Origin of the sequence: Lysobacter lycopersici (assembly GCF_007556775.1) — a bacterium.
GTDB classification, from domain to species: domain Bacteria; phylum Pseudomonadota; class Gammaproteobacteria; order Xanthomonadales; family Xanthomonadaceae; genus Pseudoluteimonas; species Pseudoluteimonas lycopersici.
On sequence record NZ_CP041742.1, the window covers coordinates 1,718,566 to 1,733,812 of the forward strand.

The 15,247-nt window shown below is 67.6% G+C and carries 15 protein-coding genes; 10 read left to right on the plus strand and 5 right to left on the minus strand.

What is annotated here, in order from left to right; all coding sequences use genetic code 11:
• The first annotated feature begins 1 nt into the window (after window position 1).
• From FNZ56_RS08580 to FNZ56_RS08595, 4 genes are all read left to right on the plus strand, one after another.
• Window positions 2-436: an EamA family transporter gene (locus tag FNZ56_RS08580; RefSeq protein WP_143879438.1), complete on the plus strand. Its 435-nt coding sequence runs from the start codon at window positions 2-4 to the stop codon at window positions 434-436.
• A complete protein-coding gene (locus FNZ56_RS08585) occupies window positions 433-1,200 on the plus strand; it encodes an SDR family NAD(P)-dependent oxidoreductase (protein ID WP_143879439.1) in 768 nt (255 codons plus the stop codon). The genes FNZ56_RS08580 and FNZ56_RS08585 overlap by 4 nt, the downstream gene beginning before the upstream one ends.
• Window positions 1,197-1,697: a DMT family transporter gene (locus FNZ56_RS08590; RefSeq protein WP_143879440.1), complete on the plus strand. Its 501-nt coding sequence runs from the start codon at window positions 1,197-1,199 to the stop codon at window positions 1,695-1,697. Before FNZ56_RS08585 ends, FNZ56_RS08590 begins: the two co-directional genes overlap by 4 nt.
• A 115-nt stretch (window positions 1,698-1,812) precedes the next feature.
• Entirely contained in the window at window positions 1,813-2,259 is a 447-nt protein-coding gene (locus FNZ56_RS08595; RefSeq protein ID WP_143879441.1) for a hypothetical protein, read from the plus strand.
• A 54-nt stretch (window positions 2,260-2,313) separates the two neighbouring features.
• Here the strand turns inward: FNZ56_RS08595 and speA are convergent, their stop codons facing one another.
• A complete protein-coding gene (gene speA, locus FNZ56_RS08600; RefSeq protein WP_143879442.1) occupies window positions 2,314-4,203 on the minus strand; it encodes an arginine decarboxylase in 1,890 nt (629 codons plus the stop codon).
• A gap of 136 nt (window positions 4,204-4,339) precedes the next feature.
• Here speA and speE point away from each other — a divergent pair, with 136 nt between their 5' ends.
• Both speE and FNZ56_RS08610 read left to right on the plus strand, forming a co-directional pair.
• Window positions 4,340-5,191: a polyamine aminopropyltransferase gene (gene speE, locus FNZ56_RS08605; RefSeq protein WP_143879443.1), complete on the plus strand. Its 852-nt coding sequence runs from the start codon at window positions 4,340-4,342 to the stop codon at window positions 5,189-5,191.
• 124 nt (window positions 5,192-5,315) lie between these two features.
• On the plus strand, window positions 5,316-7,208 hold the full coding sequence (locus FNZ56_RS08610) for a tetratricopeptide repeat-containing diguanylate cyclase (protein WP_185970701.1): 1,893 nt from the start codon (window positions 5,316-5,318) through the stop codon (window positions 7,206-7,208).
• A 500-nt stretch (window positions 7,209-7,708) separates the two neighbouring features.
• Here FNZ56_RS08610 and FNZ56_RS08615 read toward each other — a convergent pair whose 3' ends face one another.
• Entirely contained in the window at window positions 7,709-8,893 is a 1,185-nt protein-coding gene (locus FNZ56_RS08615) for a hypothetical protein (protein ID WP_143879445.1), read from the minus strand.
• Window positions 8,890-9,228 (minus strand): P-II family nitrogen regulator, encoded by a 339-nt coding sequence (locus FNZ56_RS08620; protein ID WP_143879446.1) that lies wholly within the window; start codon window positions 9,226-9,228, stop codon window positions 8,890-8,892. The genes FNZ56_RS08615 and FNZ56_RS08620 overlap by 4 nt, the downstream gene beginning before the upstream one ends.
• Before the next feature lie 128 nt (window positions 9,229-9,356).
• On the opposite strand from FNZ56_RS08620, the gene ubiK reads away from it, so the two are divergent.
• From ubiK to FNZ56_RS08635, 3 genes are read left to right on the plus strand one after another with little or no spacing between them, the layout of a single operon-like run.
• Complete coding sequence (ubiK, locus tag FNZ56_RS08625) at window positions 9,357-9,605, plus strand: ubiquinone biosynthesis accessory factor UbiK (RefSeq protein ID WP_143879447.1); 249 nt, start codon at window positions 9,357-9,359, stop codon at window positions 9,603-9,605.
• Between the two features lie 10 nt (window positions 9,606-9,615).
• Window positions 9,616-11,121 carry a YifB family Mg chelatase-like AAA ATPase gene (locus tag FNZ56_RS08630; protein WP_143879448.1) on the plus strand — a complete coding sequence of 502 codons (1,506 nt, stop codon included), beginning with the start codon at window positions 9,616-9,618 and terminating at the stop codon, window positions 11,119-11,121.
• A gap of 32 nt (window positions 11,122-11,153) precedes the next feature.
• Window positions 11,154-12,920 (plus strand): potassium/proton antiporter, encoded by a 1,767-nt coding sequence (locus FNZ56_RS08635; RefSeq protein ID WP_143879449.1) that lies wholly within the window; start codon window positions 11,154-11,156, stop codon window positions 12,918-12,920.
• Window positions 12,921-12,988: 68 nt separating this feature from the next.
• On the opposite strand, the gene FNZ56_RS08640 is transcribed toward FNZ56_RS08635, so the two are convergent.
• On the minus strand, window positions 12,989-13,588 hold the full coding sequence (locus FNZ56_RS08640; RefSeq protein WP_143879450.1) for a hypothetical protein: 600 nt from the start codon (window positions 13,586-13,588) through the stop codon (window positions 12,989-12,991).
• A gap of 41 nt (window positions 13,589-13,629) precedes the next feature.
• Window positions 13,630-14,820, minus strand: a complete 1,191-nt coding sequence (locus tag FNZ56_RS08645) for a putative peptide maturation dehydrogenase (RefSeq protein WP_143880318.1) — start codon at window positions 14,818-14,820, stop codon at window positions 13,630-13,632.
• A 105-nt stretch (window positions 14,821-14,925) separates the two neighbouring features.
• On the opposite strand from FNZ56_RS08645, the gene FNZ56_RS08650 reads away from it, so the two are divergent.
• Window positions 14,926-15,234, plus strand: coding sequence for an NHLP-related RiPP peptide (locus FNZ56_RS08650; protein ID WP_143879451.1), 309 nt, complete (start codon window positions 14,926-14,928; stop codon window positions 15,232-15,234).
• Window positions 15,235-15,247: the final 13 nt, after the last annotated feature.

Here is a 15,247-nt window from a genome sequence, read left to right on the forward strand (position 1 = left end):
CATGGCGGCGAATTCGCAATGGCTGGTGTGGGCGCTGCTGTCGGCGGTATTCGCCGCGGCGACCGCGGTGCTGGCCAAGGCCGGCGTGCAGCAGGTCGATGCCGACCTTGCGACGCTGTTGCGCACGCTGGTAATCACCGCGCTGCTGGCGGGATTCGTCGCGATCGGCGGCAAGTGGCGCAATCCGTTGTCGTTGCCGCCGGCCACGCTCGGCCTGCTCGCCGCCTCCGCGCTCGCCACCGGCGCGTCCTGGGTGTGCTATTTCCGCGCGCTGAAGCTGGGCGATGCCTCGCGCGTCGCCGCGATGGACAAGCTCAGCCTCGCCCTGGTGGCGGTGTTCGCACTCGTGTTCCTGCACGAGAAACTCGACCTGCGCGGCTGGCTCGGCGTCGCGCTCGTGGTCGCCGGCATCGTTCTGTTGGGATTGCGTCGATGATCGCTTCGAACCCGAAAACCGCTTTCATCACCGGCGCCACCTCGGGCTTCGGCCGTGCCGCCGCGAAACGCTTCGTCGAAGCGGGATGGCAAGTGATCGGCAGTGGCCGTCGCACCGAACGGCTCGACGCGCTGCGCGCCGAACTCGGCGATGCATTCCACCCGCTCGCGTTCGACATCCGCGACGAAGCCGCGATGCGCGCGGCCATCGACACGCTGCCGGAACGCTTCCACGGCATCGACCTGCTGGTGAACAACGCCGGCCTCGCGCAGGGCACCAAACCCGCGCAGGAAGCGCTGTTGTCCGACTGGCGCACGATGATCGACACCAACATCACCGCGCTGGTGACGCTGACGCATGCGCTGCTGCCGACGCTGATCGAACGCAAGGGCGCCATCGTCAACGTCAGTTCAACCGCGGCGAATTACCCCTACGCCGGCGGCAACGTCTACGGCGGCAGCAAGGCCTTCGTCTCGCAGTTCTCGCTCAACCTGCGAGCCGACCTGCACGGCACCGGCGTGCGCGTGACCGCGCTGGAGCCGGGCATGGCCGAAACCGAATTCACCCTGGTCCGCACCCACGGCGACCAGGCCGCCTCCGACGCGTTGTACGCAGGCATGGACGCGATGTCCGCGCAGGACATCGCCGACACGATCTTCTGGATCGCAAACCTGCCGCCGCACCTCAACGTCAACCGCCTCGAAATGATGCCGACGCGTCAGTCGTTCGCGGGATTCCAGCTGGCGCGGGCACCGCAGGCATGAACCTCGTCGGCGCCTTGCTGGTCGCGGTGCTGATCGGCGCGATGCTGCCGTTGCAAGGTTTGGTCAATGCGCGTCTGGGCGTGCACAGCGGTGGCCCGGTCGTCGCCGCCTTCGTGTCGTTCCTGGTCGGCACCGCGATGCTCGGTTTGTATCTGCTGGCCACGCGCACGCCGATGACGTTGCAGGGCGCATCGAAATGGCCGGCATGGATCTGGGCCGGCGGCGCATTGGGCGCGATCTACGTCGCCTGCTTCACCCTGCTGATTCCGCGCATCGGCGCGGCAGGCATGGTCTGCCTCGCCGTACTCGGGCAGGTCACGGCTTCGTTGCTGCTGGACCAGTTCGGCGTGTTGCAGGCGCCGAAACCGGTCGATGCCTTGCGCATCCTTGGCGCGCTTCTGGTGCTCGCCGGGGTGCTGCTGGTGGTCGCGCCGTGGCGATCACAGGGCGCTGCGTCGAAGACTGCGACGCAGTCAATTCCGGCGGATCGTCAGTAAATCCCGTCATTCCCGCGAAAGCGGGAATCCAGCCTTATCGTGTTTGCTTAAAATACTTGACGTATTTTAAGCAAACAGTTAGTCTTTGGCTCGCATCCATGAGCGGAGAACTGCCATGCCTCATCAAGTCGAAGTCGACGATGAAGTCTTTGCTTTCGTTCAAAGCCACGCCGAGCCACTGATCGACACCTTCAATACTTCGCTTCGGCGATTACTCCCGCTTGTTCCCGCGAAGGAAGGGATCGCTTCGTCTGTCGCTAAAAGCGCTCGCAGCGAAAGACCTGTATTCCCCGGGGGCACGCCCAAAGCCCTGAAGCAAATCATCGAAGTGGCTTTGCTAGTACGAGGCGGCGCATATGACCGCACGTCTGCCACTCATGTCGTCGCAGATCGTTATCGAATCGCGGTGCAAACAGTACTCGACAAATATGCCCGGCAACTTGGACTCAATACACAACAATTCGATCGTTTACTTGACCAAGCAGACCTCAAAGAGTTGAAGCGGCTACTGCAATCGAAATTCAATAGCCATGCCGACTTGATCGATCGAACCCTACGCTGAGGCGCAGGGTATTTCAAAGACGCTGGATTCCCGCTTTCGCGGGAATGACGAGTCTTATTCCAGCGGCTCGTCGCTGAGATAGGTGTAGGCGGTCAATCCTCGCTCCAGCGCCTCGTTCATGCGCTCGGCCTCGGCTTTCGAAAGATCCACCGCGCCGACCATCGCCTTGTAGCGCCGGCGCAGGTCGTCGAGCTTGTAGCCGACGTAGTCCAGCATCACGTCGGTGGTGTCGCCGCGGCGCTGCTGCACGATGCGGCAGCCATCGCCCTCGATGCGGACCTCGATCGCGTCGGTATCGCCGAACAGGTTGTGGATGTCGCCGAGGATTTCCTGGTAGGCGCCGACGAGGAAGAAGCCGAGGCAGTAGCGCTCGCCCTTGCGCGGCGCGTGCAGCGGCAGCGAGGTGTCGAGGTCTTCGTTCTCGACGTAGGCGTCGATCTTGCCGTCGGAATCGCAGGTGAGGTCGGCGATCACGCCGCGCCGGGTCGGTTCCTCGTCCAGCCGCGAAATCGGCACGATCGGGAACACCTGGTCGATGGCCCACACGTCCGGCATCGATTCGAACACGCTGAAGTTGACGAAGTACTTGTCGACCAGGCGTTCGTTGAGTTCGTCGAGCAGGTCGCGATGGCTCTTCTCGTCGTAGGTCAGGCGCGACTTCACCGCATGGGCGATGGCGTAGAACAGGTCGTCGATGCGCGCGCGATGGACGAGGTCGAGCTGGCCGAGCGAATACAGCGCGAGGCCTTCGGCGTGCGCCTGCGCGGCTTCGTGGAACAGTTCCACTGCCGGCCGCGAATCGAGTTCGCCGTGGATCTCGCGCAGGTGGCGGATCGGCGTGGGTTCATCGTCGTGTTCCGGCGGCACGCGGCCTTCCGGCGCTTCCTCCACCTCCGAGACGTTCGCGACCAGCACCGCGTGGTGCGCGGTCATCGCGCGGCCGCATTCGGTGACCACGCGTGGCGGCGCGATCGCGTTCGCCTCGCAGGCCTCGGCCAGCGGTTGCACGATGCTCGAGGCGTACTGGCCGATGCCGTAGTTGATCGAACAGAAGCTGCGCGAACGCGTGCCTTCGTAATCGATTCCGAGCCCGCCGCCGACGTCGACGTGGCTGATCTTCGCGCCGAGCTTCGAGAGTTCGACGAAGTAGCGCGTGGCCTCGCGCATGCCGTTGGCGATGTCGCGCACGTTGCTGATCTGCGAGCCCATGTGGAAATGCAGCAGCTGCAGGCAGTCGCCCATGCCGGCGTCGCGCAACTGCTTCCACAGGTCCAGCACCTGCCGCGGCGACAGCCCGAACTTGGCCTTGTCGCCGCCGCTGTTCTGCCACTTGCCGGCACCGAGCGAGGCCAGGCGCATGCGCACGCCGAGGCCGGGCACGACGCCGAGCGCCTTGGCTTCCTCCATCACCAGCCGCAGTTCGGAGGGCTTCTCGATGACGATGAAGGTCTGCAAGCCGAGCTTGCGCCCGATCAGCGCGAGGCGGATGTATTCGCGGTCCTTGTAGCCGTTGCAGACGATCAGGCCGCCCGGGCGCGACAACGCCAGCACCGCCATCAGTTCCGGCTTGCTGCCCGCCTCCAGGCCGAAGCCTTCGCCCGAGTGCGAAGCCAGCGTGCCGGCCACGCCCGCGTGCTGGTTGACCTTGATCGGATACACCGCGGTGTAGCCGCCGGCGTAGTCCCACTCCTGCATCGCCTGCGCGAACGCCGCCTGCAGCTTGCCGAGCCGGTCGCCGAGGATGTCGGGAAAGCGCACCAGCACCGGCAGGTCGCCGCCCTGCGCCAGCGATTTCTCGACGACCTCGGCCAGCACCACCTCCGGGCCGTTCGTGCCGCGCGGGCGCACGACGATGCGGCCGGCCGCGTCGACGTCGAAATAGCCTTCGGCCCAGTGCGGGATCGAATAGGTCTTGCGGGCGTGTTCGATCGACCAGTCGGCCATGGGGCGCGTCCGTTCGCGGCGGGGAGGCGCATTGTAGGGCGGGCCTTGGCCCGCCGTGCGAAAATCGCGCAGCGAATACGGCGGGTTAAAACCCGCCCTACAATTCCCGCCCACTTCCGCCACTCCCGCCACGACCATGACCGACGCCTGGCACTACGAGCAATTCGACCGCGCCGGTTCGGCGATCGGCTTCCGCATCACCGGCAAGCTCGACGAGGTGCAGTCGCCGTTCCAGAAGATCGAGATCTACGGCTCGACCGACTGGGGCAACCTGATGCTGATCGACGGCGCGATGATGCTGACCGCGCGCGACAACTTCCTCTACCACGAGATGATGTCGCACCCGGCGCTGTTCACGCATGCGGACCCGAAGCGCGTGGTGATCATCGGCGGCGGCGACTGCGGTACGTTGCGCGAGGTGCTGCGCCATCCGGGCGTACGGAGCGCCACGCAGTGCGACATCGACGAACAGGTCACGCGCATGTCGGAGAAATATTTCCCGGAGCTGTGCGAATCCAACGGCGATCCGCGCGCGGAACTGCTGTTCGACGACGGCATCGCCTACATGGCGAACTGCGAACCCGGTAGCGTCGACATCGTCATCGTCGATTCCACCGATCCGGTCGGCCCGGCCGAAGGCCTGTTCAACAAGGCCTTCTTCGAGAGCTGCCATCGCGCGCTCAAGGATGACGGCATCCTCGTGCAGCAGTCGGAATCGCCGCTGGTGCTGCTCGACCTGATCCGCGAAATGCGCGCGGAAATGGGCAAGGCCGGTTTCGCCAGCTTCCAGACCCTGCCGTTCCCGCAGCCCTGCTACCCGACCGGCTGGTGGAGCTGCACGCTGGCGAAGAAGGCGGCGAACGCCGGTTTCGGCTTCCGCGAGGCGGACGCGCGAGCCCGGCCGTTCCCAACCCGCTACTACAGCGCCGAGGTGCACAAGGGCGCGCAGGCGCTGCCGCCGTTCGTGGCCGAAGCCCTGGCCGGCTGAAACCGGGCCGGCGAAGGCCGAACTGCGAACCGGGGCACGGATGCGCCCCTCGGTCCCGGCTATTTTCGGCGGTTGACTGGCGCCGTCGGGGGACGGGATGCAGGGTTCGAATGCCAATCGCAGTGTGTTGCGGCGCCTCGCGGCGCTCGCGCTGGCGTGGCCGTGCGCCTGTTTCGCGGTGGGCTTCGTGCCGCCGGATGCGGTGGAACCGAAACCGCCGGCGCCAGCGGCCGAGTTCGACACGGTGTTCCAGCGCGTGGTCGGGCCCGCGTCGCTCGACGCCAGCACGCATGCGTACGAGGAGGACCTCGACCGGTTGCGCGCCCTGCTGCCGGACGTGGATTCCGCGCGCGAGGTGCGCTATCGCTCGGTGGACTGCGGCAGCACGCGCTGGAAGGACGTGGCGCGCGGCCTGGCGTATTCGGACCAGGCGCTGCAGGCGGCGAAGGACATCGGCGACCGCGCCTCGCAGGCGCGCGCGCTGGTCTGCCGTTCGAACTTCATGATGCTGCGCGACGGCAGCCGCCATGCGCTGCCCGACCTCGACCGCGCGCTGGACGTCCTGAAGGGGCAGAACGAGCCGCAACTCGAGGGCGAGATCCTGGTGATGCGCGCCGACCTGCGTTCGCTGATCGGCGAACAGGCGCAGGCGTTGCTCGACTTCCAGCGCGCGCGCGCCGCGTTCCGCGATTCGGGCATCGACCACGAAGTCGACCGCCTGCTGCAGGGCATGGCCACCGCGTACCGGCGCATGGGCGATTACGCGCAGGCGGTGGACTATTTCGAACAGGCGCGTCCGCGATTGCAGGCGAAGCAGGATTTCGAGGGGCTTGCCGTCAACCTGATCCAGCTCGGCTTCCTGCACGACGAGGCCGGCGCCCCGGACAAGGCGCGCACCGCGTTCGAGCAGGCGATCCGCGTCGCGTCGGCGCATGGCGACGAAGCCGACCGCAACGGCGCGCTGCTCGGCCTCGCCGAGGCGCAGATCGCACTCGACCAGCCGCAGGCCGCACGCGCGACCCTGCACGAGGCCGCGACGCGTTTCGCTGCCGCGCAGGACGATTCCAGCAACGACATGCTGTTGCTGCTCGGCGGCAAGGCGCTGGCGAAGCAGGGCCTGCACGCGGAAGCGCTCAAGCACTACGATCTCGCGCAACCGCTGATGGAAGCCGGCGGCAACCTGCGCTACCTCGCCTTGCTCCAGCAGGCGCGTTCGGCGAGCGAGGAGGCGCTGGGGCGCAACCACGACGCGCTGGCCTCGTTCAAGCGCTACAACGCCCTGCAGCAGGATCTGCAGGACAAGATGCGGCTGGAACAGGGGCGCCTGCTGCAATACGAATACGAAATCCGCCAGCGCGATTTCGAAAACCAGCGCCTGCGCGCCGAACGCAAGGCGCAGGCGCAACAGCTCACCGACCTGCGGCGCATCCGCAACTGGCAGACGCTGGCGATCATCTCCGGCCTGTTGCTCGCCTCGTTGCTGGGCGCGTTCGCATGGCGGCAATGGCGCAAGTCGCGGCGCCTGCGCGCGCTGTCGCTGGTGGATCCGCTGACCGGCGCCGCCAGCCGGCGCGCATTCGATGCCGCCGCCGCGGATGCACTGGCCGCGGATCGGCGCGACGACAACGCGCTGTCGCTGCTCGCGCTGGACATCGACCGCTTCAAGGCCATCAACGACCGCTACGGCCATCCCGCCGGCGATCGCGTGCTGGCCGCGACGGTGCGTGCGTGGCAGGCGCTGCTGCGCGACCGCGACCTGCTCGCGCGCATCGGCGGCGAGGAGTTCGTGGTGGTGTGCCCGGATACGGTGGCGGGCAAGGCGCACGCCATCGCGAATCGCCTGCTCGACGCGACCGAGGCGCTGCGCTTCGACGACATCGATCCGGCGCTGCGGGTCGGGGTCAGCATCGGCGTCGCGCAGGCGCAGGCCGGCGATACCGTGGCGACCGTGCTCGCACGCGCCGACGCGGCGCTGTACCGGGCCAAGCAGGCCGGGCGTGGACGCGTCGAAATTTAGAGATTTGACATCGCGGTGCCAGATCGCGATTCGTAATTTGTCGATCATGCGCGGCCATTCGGTTGCACATGACGACAATGAGATTCCGACTTGACTGGGTTGCTTTGCTAGGCGTGAAGCAATCTTGCCTTGGCATACAGCAGCACTGGAGCCAACAAGAATGCGATTGTGCCGCCTAGATAGGCCACGGGCGATCCGAAAGACTTACGCAAGAACCAGTAAGCGAGGAAGCTGAGTCCTGCAGCCGCACAGGTCATCGGCAGGAACAGCAACACATATGGAACCGCAACCATTGTTTCCGGCGCGCCGATTGCCGCGGCGATGACGATTCATGCGGGCACCAGGGCAAGAAAGGCGAAATAAGCGATGGCGATCCAAGGGGTCTTGGATCCTGCGCGCGTGGACTCACTCATCCTCAACTCCAATGGCAACCCGTTTTCACGGTGCATGCGCCGCGATTCATGCCATTCCGCACCTGGCTTCGACTGCGCGATCGACGTTCACCGGCTTTCGCAGAACGTCCCGGCGCAGGTCAGCGTATTGAAGTCGTACAGCACCGAATGGCCGAGGTTGCCGGTCGGCCTCGACACCCCCTTCGGCACGAAGAACGTGGCCGAATGCGCGCCGTACAAACCTGCCGGCAAGCGGAACGGTTTCAACACGACATAGCCGTTGTGCACCGTCATGCGCCCCGGCTGCGCGCCACCGGCGATCGGCGGCACGTCCGCCTGCGGCCGCGATGCGCGCGCGGCGATCCACGCATCGGCATCGGACTGCATCGCCTCGCGCAGCCACCCGCGCGACACCGCGTAGGCCAAGCCGGCCTCGCCCGCGGCCATGGATTCGGCGATGCGGAACGCGTCGTCATCCTGCGCCGAGGCGTCGGTGATCATGCCGCCCGCCGCCGCACCGACCAGCACGCTACCCTGCGAAGCCGGATACAGCATGTCGATGCCGCGCCCGAACGCGCGCCGCGCGATCGGGTTGAGGGTCGGCGCCTTGTCCGCAGTGACGTAGAAATAGCCGCACGGGCCCTTGTTGTCGTAGGTGCTCACGATCAGCGGCACGCCTTTCGGCAGGCCGGTGACGACTTGCTTGTGGTAACCGCCGACCAGCACCGCCACGATCCGCGTTCCGCTCGTCCAGCCGATGTGCCAGACGGTGGGATCGTAGCTGCCGAGCATCAGCGCGACCGCTTCGCCGGGCTGGTTCACGCCGACATCGATGCGCCCGGCTTCGTTGCCGCTCTGGTCGATCTGCATGCCGAGCTTGCGTCCGGAATACGCGCCCGCGGCGTACAGCTTGAACGGCTGTTTCGCCGCATCGAGCATCGGGAACGCGCAACCGTTGGCGGATGCCGCCTCGGTCGCGATCATCGGCGCGTCGAACGGCTTGGTCGCGCCCGGCATCGCGGCGGGTTCGACTGTGGGCGCCTGCGCGACCGGCGTGGAGGCTGGTGAAACCGCTTCATCCGGCTGAGCGGTGATCGGCGCATCGCCTTGCGCGCGGGCGGCGACCGCATCGGGCTGCGCTTCATCGGCGGGCGACGCCATGCCGTCGTGTTGCATCCACAACAACGCACCGGCGAGTGCCGCCAGCGCCAGCAGCGCTGCCGCGAGTTTCCAGCGCAACGACGATGCGTCGCGTTCCTCGTCGCCGCCGCTGATCGTGCCGTTGCGGTTCATAGCGCATCCGCATCCAGTTCGCCGGTGCGGATGCGCACCACGCGTTCCAGGTCCCAGACGAACACCTTGCCGTCGCCGATCTTGCCGGTGCCGGCGGATTTCATGATCGCCTCCACTACCGCGTCGACCTGATCGTCGGCCACCGCGATCTCCAGCTTCACCTTCGGCAGGAAATCGACCACGTACTCGGCGCCGCGGTACAGCTCCGCGTGGCCCTTCTGCCGACCGAAGCCCTTGACCTCGGTCGCGGTGATGCCGGCCACGCCGACCTCGGCCACCGCCTCGCGCACGTCGTCGAGCTTGAACGGCTTGATCACCGCCATCACCATCTTCATCCGCGCTTTCCTCCCCTCGCTGGCACGATAATAGGAAATCCCCGACGCCGGCGCGCGGCCTTGGCCGAATGCCGGGGAATGCGACCTGCGCCACGCTGGCACCGGACCCGCCAACACGGAAATTCGCCATGATCGACCTCGCCCAACTCGACGACCTCGCCCGCCGCCTCAGCGGCCTGGTGCCGCCCGGAATGCGCGAAGGCCGCGAGGAGTTGCAGCAGAACTTCAAGTCCGTGCTGCAGTCCGGCCTCGCCCGGCTCGACTTGGTGACGCGCGAGGAATTCGACGTGCAGCGCGCGGTGCTGCTGCGCACGCGCGAAAAGCTGGAAGCGCTCGAGCGCGAAGTGCAGGCGCTCGAATCCGCGACGACGCGCTGAAGCCGCCGCCATGGGTCTCGCGCTCGTGCACAGCCGTGCACGCGACGGCGTGTCCGCGCCCGCGGTCACGGTCGAAGTGCACCTCGCCGGTGGATTGCCGCGCATGTCGATTGTTGGCCTGCCGGAAGCGGCGGTGCGCGAAGCCAAGGATCGCGTGCGTGCGGCGATCCAGTGCGCGCAATTCGAATTCCCGGCGCGCTGCATCACCGTCAACCTCGCGCCCGCGGACTTGCCCAAGGACGGCGGGCGCTACGACCTGCCGATCGCGCTGGGCGTGCTCGCCGCGAGCGGACAGGTGCCGCTGGAAGCGTTGCGCGATTGCGAATTCCTCGGCGAACTCGGCCTGACCGGCGAAGTGCGCGCGGTCGACGGCAGCCTGCCGGCGGCGCTGGCTGCCTCGCGCGACGGACGCAAGCTGGTGGTGCCGTTCGCGAACGGCGGCGAAGCCGCGCTGGCCTCGAACAGCGACGTGCGCAGCGCGCGCACGCTGTTGCAGGTGTGCGCGGCATTGTCCGGGCGCATCGAACTGCCGCAGGCCGAACCCGAATCCTGGCCGCCGATGCCGGTGCCCGACCTCAGCGACGTCTGCGGCCAGGCGCATGCGCGGCGCGCGCTGGAAATCGCCGCCGCCGGTGAACATCACTTGCTTTTGGTCGGCCCGCCAGGTTGCGGGAAAACCCTGCTGGCTTCGCGCCTGCCCGGCCTGTTGCCGGAACTGGGCGAAGACGAACGCCTGCAGGTCGCGGCCATCGCTTCGGTCGGCGGCCGTCGCGCGGATGCACGGCGCTGGGGATCGCGTCCGTTCCGCAGTCCGCACCACACCGCGAGCGCAGTCGCATTGGCCGGCGGCGGTTCGGTGCCGCGCCCGGGCGAGATCTCGCTCGCGCACCACGGCGTGCTGTTCCTCGACGAATTGCCGGAGTGGTCGCGCAATGCGCTCGAAGTGCTGCGCGAACCGCTGGAATCCGGGCGCGTCACGATTTCGCGCGCGGCGCGGCAATGCGAATTCCCCGCGCGCTTCCAGCTGGTCGCGGCGATGAATCCCTGCCCCTGCGGCTGGGCCGGCGATCCATCGGGGCGCTGCCGCTGCGGCATCGAGGCGGTGCGCCGCTACCGTTCACGCATCTCCGGGCCGTTGCTCGACCGCATCGACCTGCAGGTGGAAGTGCCGCGGCTGGCGCCGGCGGAATTGCGCATGGGCCAGGTGCCAAACGAATCCAGCGCGGAGGTGCGCGCACGCGTCGTCGCCGCGCGCGAACGCATGCTGGCGCGGGCGGGCACGCCGAACGCGCGCCTCGACCAGGCGCAGACGCGCGAGGCCTGCCGGCTTGAAGCCGCGGACGAAGCGCTGCTGGAACGCGCGATGGACGGGCTGCAACTGTCGGCGCGCGCGCTGCACCGCATCCTGCGCGTTGCGCGCACGATCGCCGACCTCGACGGCAGCGCCGCGATCCGCACCCCGCACCTCTCCGAAGCGCTGGGCTACCGCCGTTTCGAACGCGCGCTGGCGGGCTGATCGCGTTTCCACGCGGCACGGCTACACTGGCCGTGAACGCGGAGATGCCACTGGAAGTCCTGCACGCCATCGACATCCGCCTGCTCGGCGGCGCCTTGCTGGTCCTCGCCGGCATCGCATCGTCGTTGCTCGCGCGCCGTTTCGGCGCGCCGCTGCTGCTGGTGTTCCTCGCCCTCGGCTTGCTGCTCGGCGTCGACGGCCCCGGCGGCATCCGCTACGACGACACCCGCTTCACCTACTTCGTCGGTTCGCTCGCGCTGTGCGTGATCCTCTTCGATGGTGGCCTGCAGACGCGCGCGGCGCAGGTGCGCGGCAGCGTCGCACCCTCGTTGGTGCTGGCGACGGTGGGCGTGGTGCTGACCGCGGCCATGACCGGCCTCGCCGCGCACTGGTTCCTACAACTCGCGCCGCTGCAATCCTTGTTGCTCGGTTCGGTGCTCGCCTCCACCGACGCCGCGGCGGTGTTGTTCCTGCTCCGCGCCGGCGGCCTGCACCTGGAACGCCGCACCACCAGCACGCTGGAAATGGAATCCGGCGCGAACGACCCGGTCGCGATCTTCCTCACCATCGGCCTGACCTCGTGGATCGCCGTGGGCGGCGGACACGGCGGCGTGGTCGCGCTGGCGATCGAACTGGTCTGGGCGATGGCGGCGGGCATCGCGCTGGGCTATCTCGGAGGACGCCTGATCGTGTGGGCGCTGAACCGCTTCGTGCTGCCCTCCGGCCTGCCGCCGTGGCTGGCGATGGCCGGCGCGGTCGCGTTGTTCGCGATCACCAACCGCATCGGCGGCAGCGGCTACCTCGCGGTCTACCTCGCCGGCATCGTGGTCGCGAACCGGCCGCTGCGCGCGCGCGGCGAGGTGATGTCGGTGCAGAACGCGACCACCTGGTTCGCGCAACTGGTGATGTTCCTGCTGCTCGGCCTGCTGGCGGCACCACGGCAACTGCTTGGCGTGCTGTGGCCGGCCCTCGCGGTGGCCGCCTCGCTGATGCTGGTGGCGCGACCGCTGGCGGTGCTGCTGTGCCTCACCCCGTTCCGCTATCGCGCCGGCGAAATCGGCTTCATCGGCTGGGTCGGCCTGCGCGGCGCGGTCAGCATCTTCCTCGCCTCGATCCCGTTGCTGGCGAAACTGCCGAACGCCGGCCTCTACTTCAACGTCGCGTTCGTGGTCGTGCTCGCATCGCTGCTGGTGCAGGGCTGGTCGCTGGCGCGCGCCGCGCACCTGTTCGGCGTCGCGGTGCCGCGCACCGATCCGGACACGCGCCGCATCCAGCTCGATCTTCCCGGCCAGCTCGAATACGACCTGGTCGGTTACCGCATCGCCGCCGGCAGCGCGGCCCTGCACGGCGCGCCGCTGCCCGGGCGCGTGCGCCTGGCGATGCTGGTGCGCGAGGGCAAGGTGCTGTTGCCCGAACACGCCGGTGCCTTCGCCGCCAACGATTACGCCTATTTCCTCAGCCCAGCCGGACAGGCGCACCGGCTCGACTGGCTGTTCGCCGAAGGCCGCGCCGCGCGCGCCGCCGAACAGGAAACCTTCGGCCTGTTCCTGCTGCCCGGGGACGTGCCGCTGGGCGAACTCGCGCAGTTCTACGGCCTGAAACTGCCGCCGCGCTTCGCCGCGATCACCGCCGCCGATCTGTTCGAACAACGCTTCGACGGCAATCCGCAGGTCGGCGATCGCCTCGCGCTGGGACGCGCGCTGCTGGTGGTGCGCGCCTTGCGCGACGACCGGGTCGAACGCGTGGGCCTGAAGTTCACCGGGCTCGGCGAACGCCTGATCACCGGCGGCAAGCGCTAGGCGAATCCCGGAAATGCAACGGGCGGCCGAAGCCGCCCGTGCGTGGACGTCGGGATGCGACGATCCGGTCAGTTGCCGGACTTGGTTTGAACGGTCGGCGCCATTTCGCGCATCTGTTCCTGGGCATCCTTCGCGCGCGCATTGCGCTCGGCAACGGTTTCGCAACGCTTGCTCACGATATTGGTGCCGATCTTGCGTTCGCGATAGCAGATCAGGCGGTTGCCTTCGTCCGACAGCAAAGTCGCCTTGATCACGTCGAGCGAATTGGAAAGGCTGGTCTTCTGGTCGAGGGTCAGCTGATCCAGCGAATCCACGCCGGAGAGCATGCTGAACACGCTGTCCTGGGCGCGCTTCATCTTCGCGATATCGGCTTCGCTGAAGCGGGAATATTCGCCGGTGGGGCTGTCGAGCTTGGAACGCAGGTCCTTCTGCACATGCAGGATCTCGGACACGGTCTGCGGCTGGTCCTGCGACTGCGGATCGGTGGTGTCGGCAAAAGCCACCGCGCTGCAGAAGAACAGCGACATGGAAAGGACGAGCGCGATGCGGCGTTGGAATTTCACGACGGTTCCCCGGGGAACGTGGAGGTCCGGGCATGACAGCACAACCTGGCGGGCAAGTCCAATGACCGAAGTCACCGTTTTTGCCTGCCTTTCCGGCGTCTTCACGCGGGCGCATTGATCAAGCTGAACAAGGTTGGCGCTGGACGTCAGTCTGCGTCATCCCTTGTCGTCGCCGGTTCCCACACCACGCCGTTCGGGTCGAGCTCCATCGTCTCCATCGTGTCGCCGCGCCAGCCGAAGCCGCACACCGCGAGCGCGCCCTCACGCAGCGGGTCGAGGCCGAACGCGGCCTCCAGCGGTTTCTCGTTGATCGCCGCGGTGATGAAGGCGCCGAGCCCGGCTTCGGTGGCGGCCAGGTACAGCATCTGCGACAGGTGCCCGGCCTCGAGCGCGACCACGCGATAGCCCTTCATGTGCCGGCGGTATTTCCAGAACGTGCGGTCGAAGCGGGGCGCCAATGCCACCGCCACGTGCGCGTCGGCGAACCAGTGCTGCTGCGCCACCGCCTGCATCAGGAATTCGCGCAACGGCAGTTCCGGCGCGGGCAAGGGTTCGAGCGCATGCGCGGTGGCGTGGTAGTGGTACAGCCCCGGCGCGAGTCCTTCGACGTGCTGCACGAGCAGGTAGGCCTCGGTCGGGTGCAGGCCGCCGCCGGAAGGACTCGACTTCTTCAGGAACGCGGTGTCCTCGCCCACCCGCACTTCGGCCTGCGCCGCGAATACGCGCTGCATGAGTTGCGAAAACAGGTCGAACGGCAACGCACGTGACGGATCGAAATTGCGGCAGGTCGCGCGCCGCGCGAGCAAGTCATCGAAGTCGTTGCCGGCGACGCGCGCGAGCGGGATGCGCGCATCCGAATCGCCGACGGCATCGGCTTCCGGCGGCGGCGCACCCAGCACCTCGCGCATCTCGACCGCGGTTTCGGTGCCGCTGTCCTGCATGTTCTGCACCGCATCGGCGTCGTCCCAGCGGGTGAAGGCGTGCAACGTCGCCGCCAGCGGGTGCCAGTGCGCGCCGCGCAGGCGCTCGTCGCGTTCGCGATGCGTGGCATGCGCGCGGGTCGAGCCGATCGCCAATCCCGCCTTCAGCAAGCGTCGCAATGCGGGTCGCGCTTCGGCCGGCAATTCACTGGCGGACATCCAGCGTTCGGGGCTGAGTTCGCCGAGCAGTTCGCGTTCGACGGCATCGACCTCGACTTCCTCGCCCAGGTGCGGCGCCAGCGCGACCCAGCGTCGCGTCCGCGCGAGGCCGTCGCCGCCGGCAAGCAGCGAGGTGAGGTCGAAGGCGGTGTCCTCGCGTGGTTCGAGGTAGAGGGTGGCGCAGCGGCGGACGCGCATGGCGATGGTTTCGGTGGAGCGACGCGCCACGTTACGGTTGCCGTCGCCGCCCGGGCAAGGCTAGAGTCGCGCAACGCCCGCGACGGGCACAGGGGAAAGGGGAACATGGCGACCAAGAAGGCGACGACGCCCGGGCTGGACCCGAAGGTGGCGGACAAGCTGCTGGACAAGCTCGGCACCGACAACGACTTCCGTCGGCTGTTCAAGAAGGACCCGGCCGCGGCGCTGGTGAAGGCGGGGCATTCGAAGGATGCGGCCGCGCTGGTTGGCGGATGCTGCCAAATCGATGGCATCGCGCCGAAGGCACAGATCCAGAAGTCGCGCGACGAATTGAAGACAATGCTGACGGCTGGTCTGTCGATGACTCCGGTTCGGCTGGACACCGGGACTCCGACAAGCAGATCACGGAAATAGGCTTTTTTGCTTC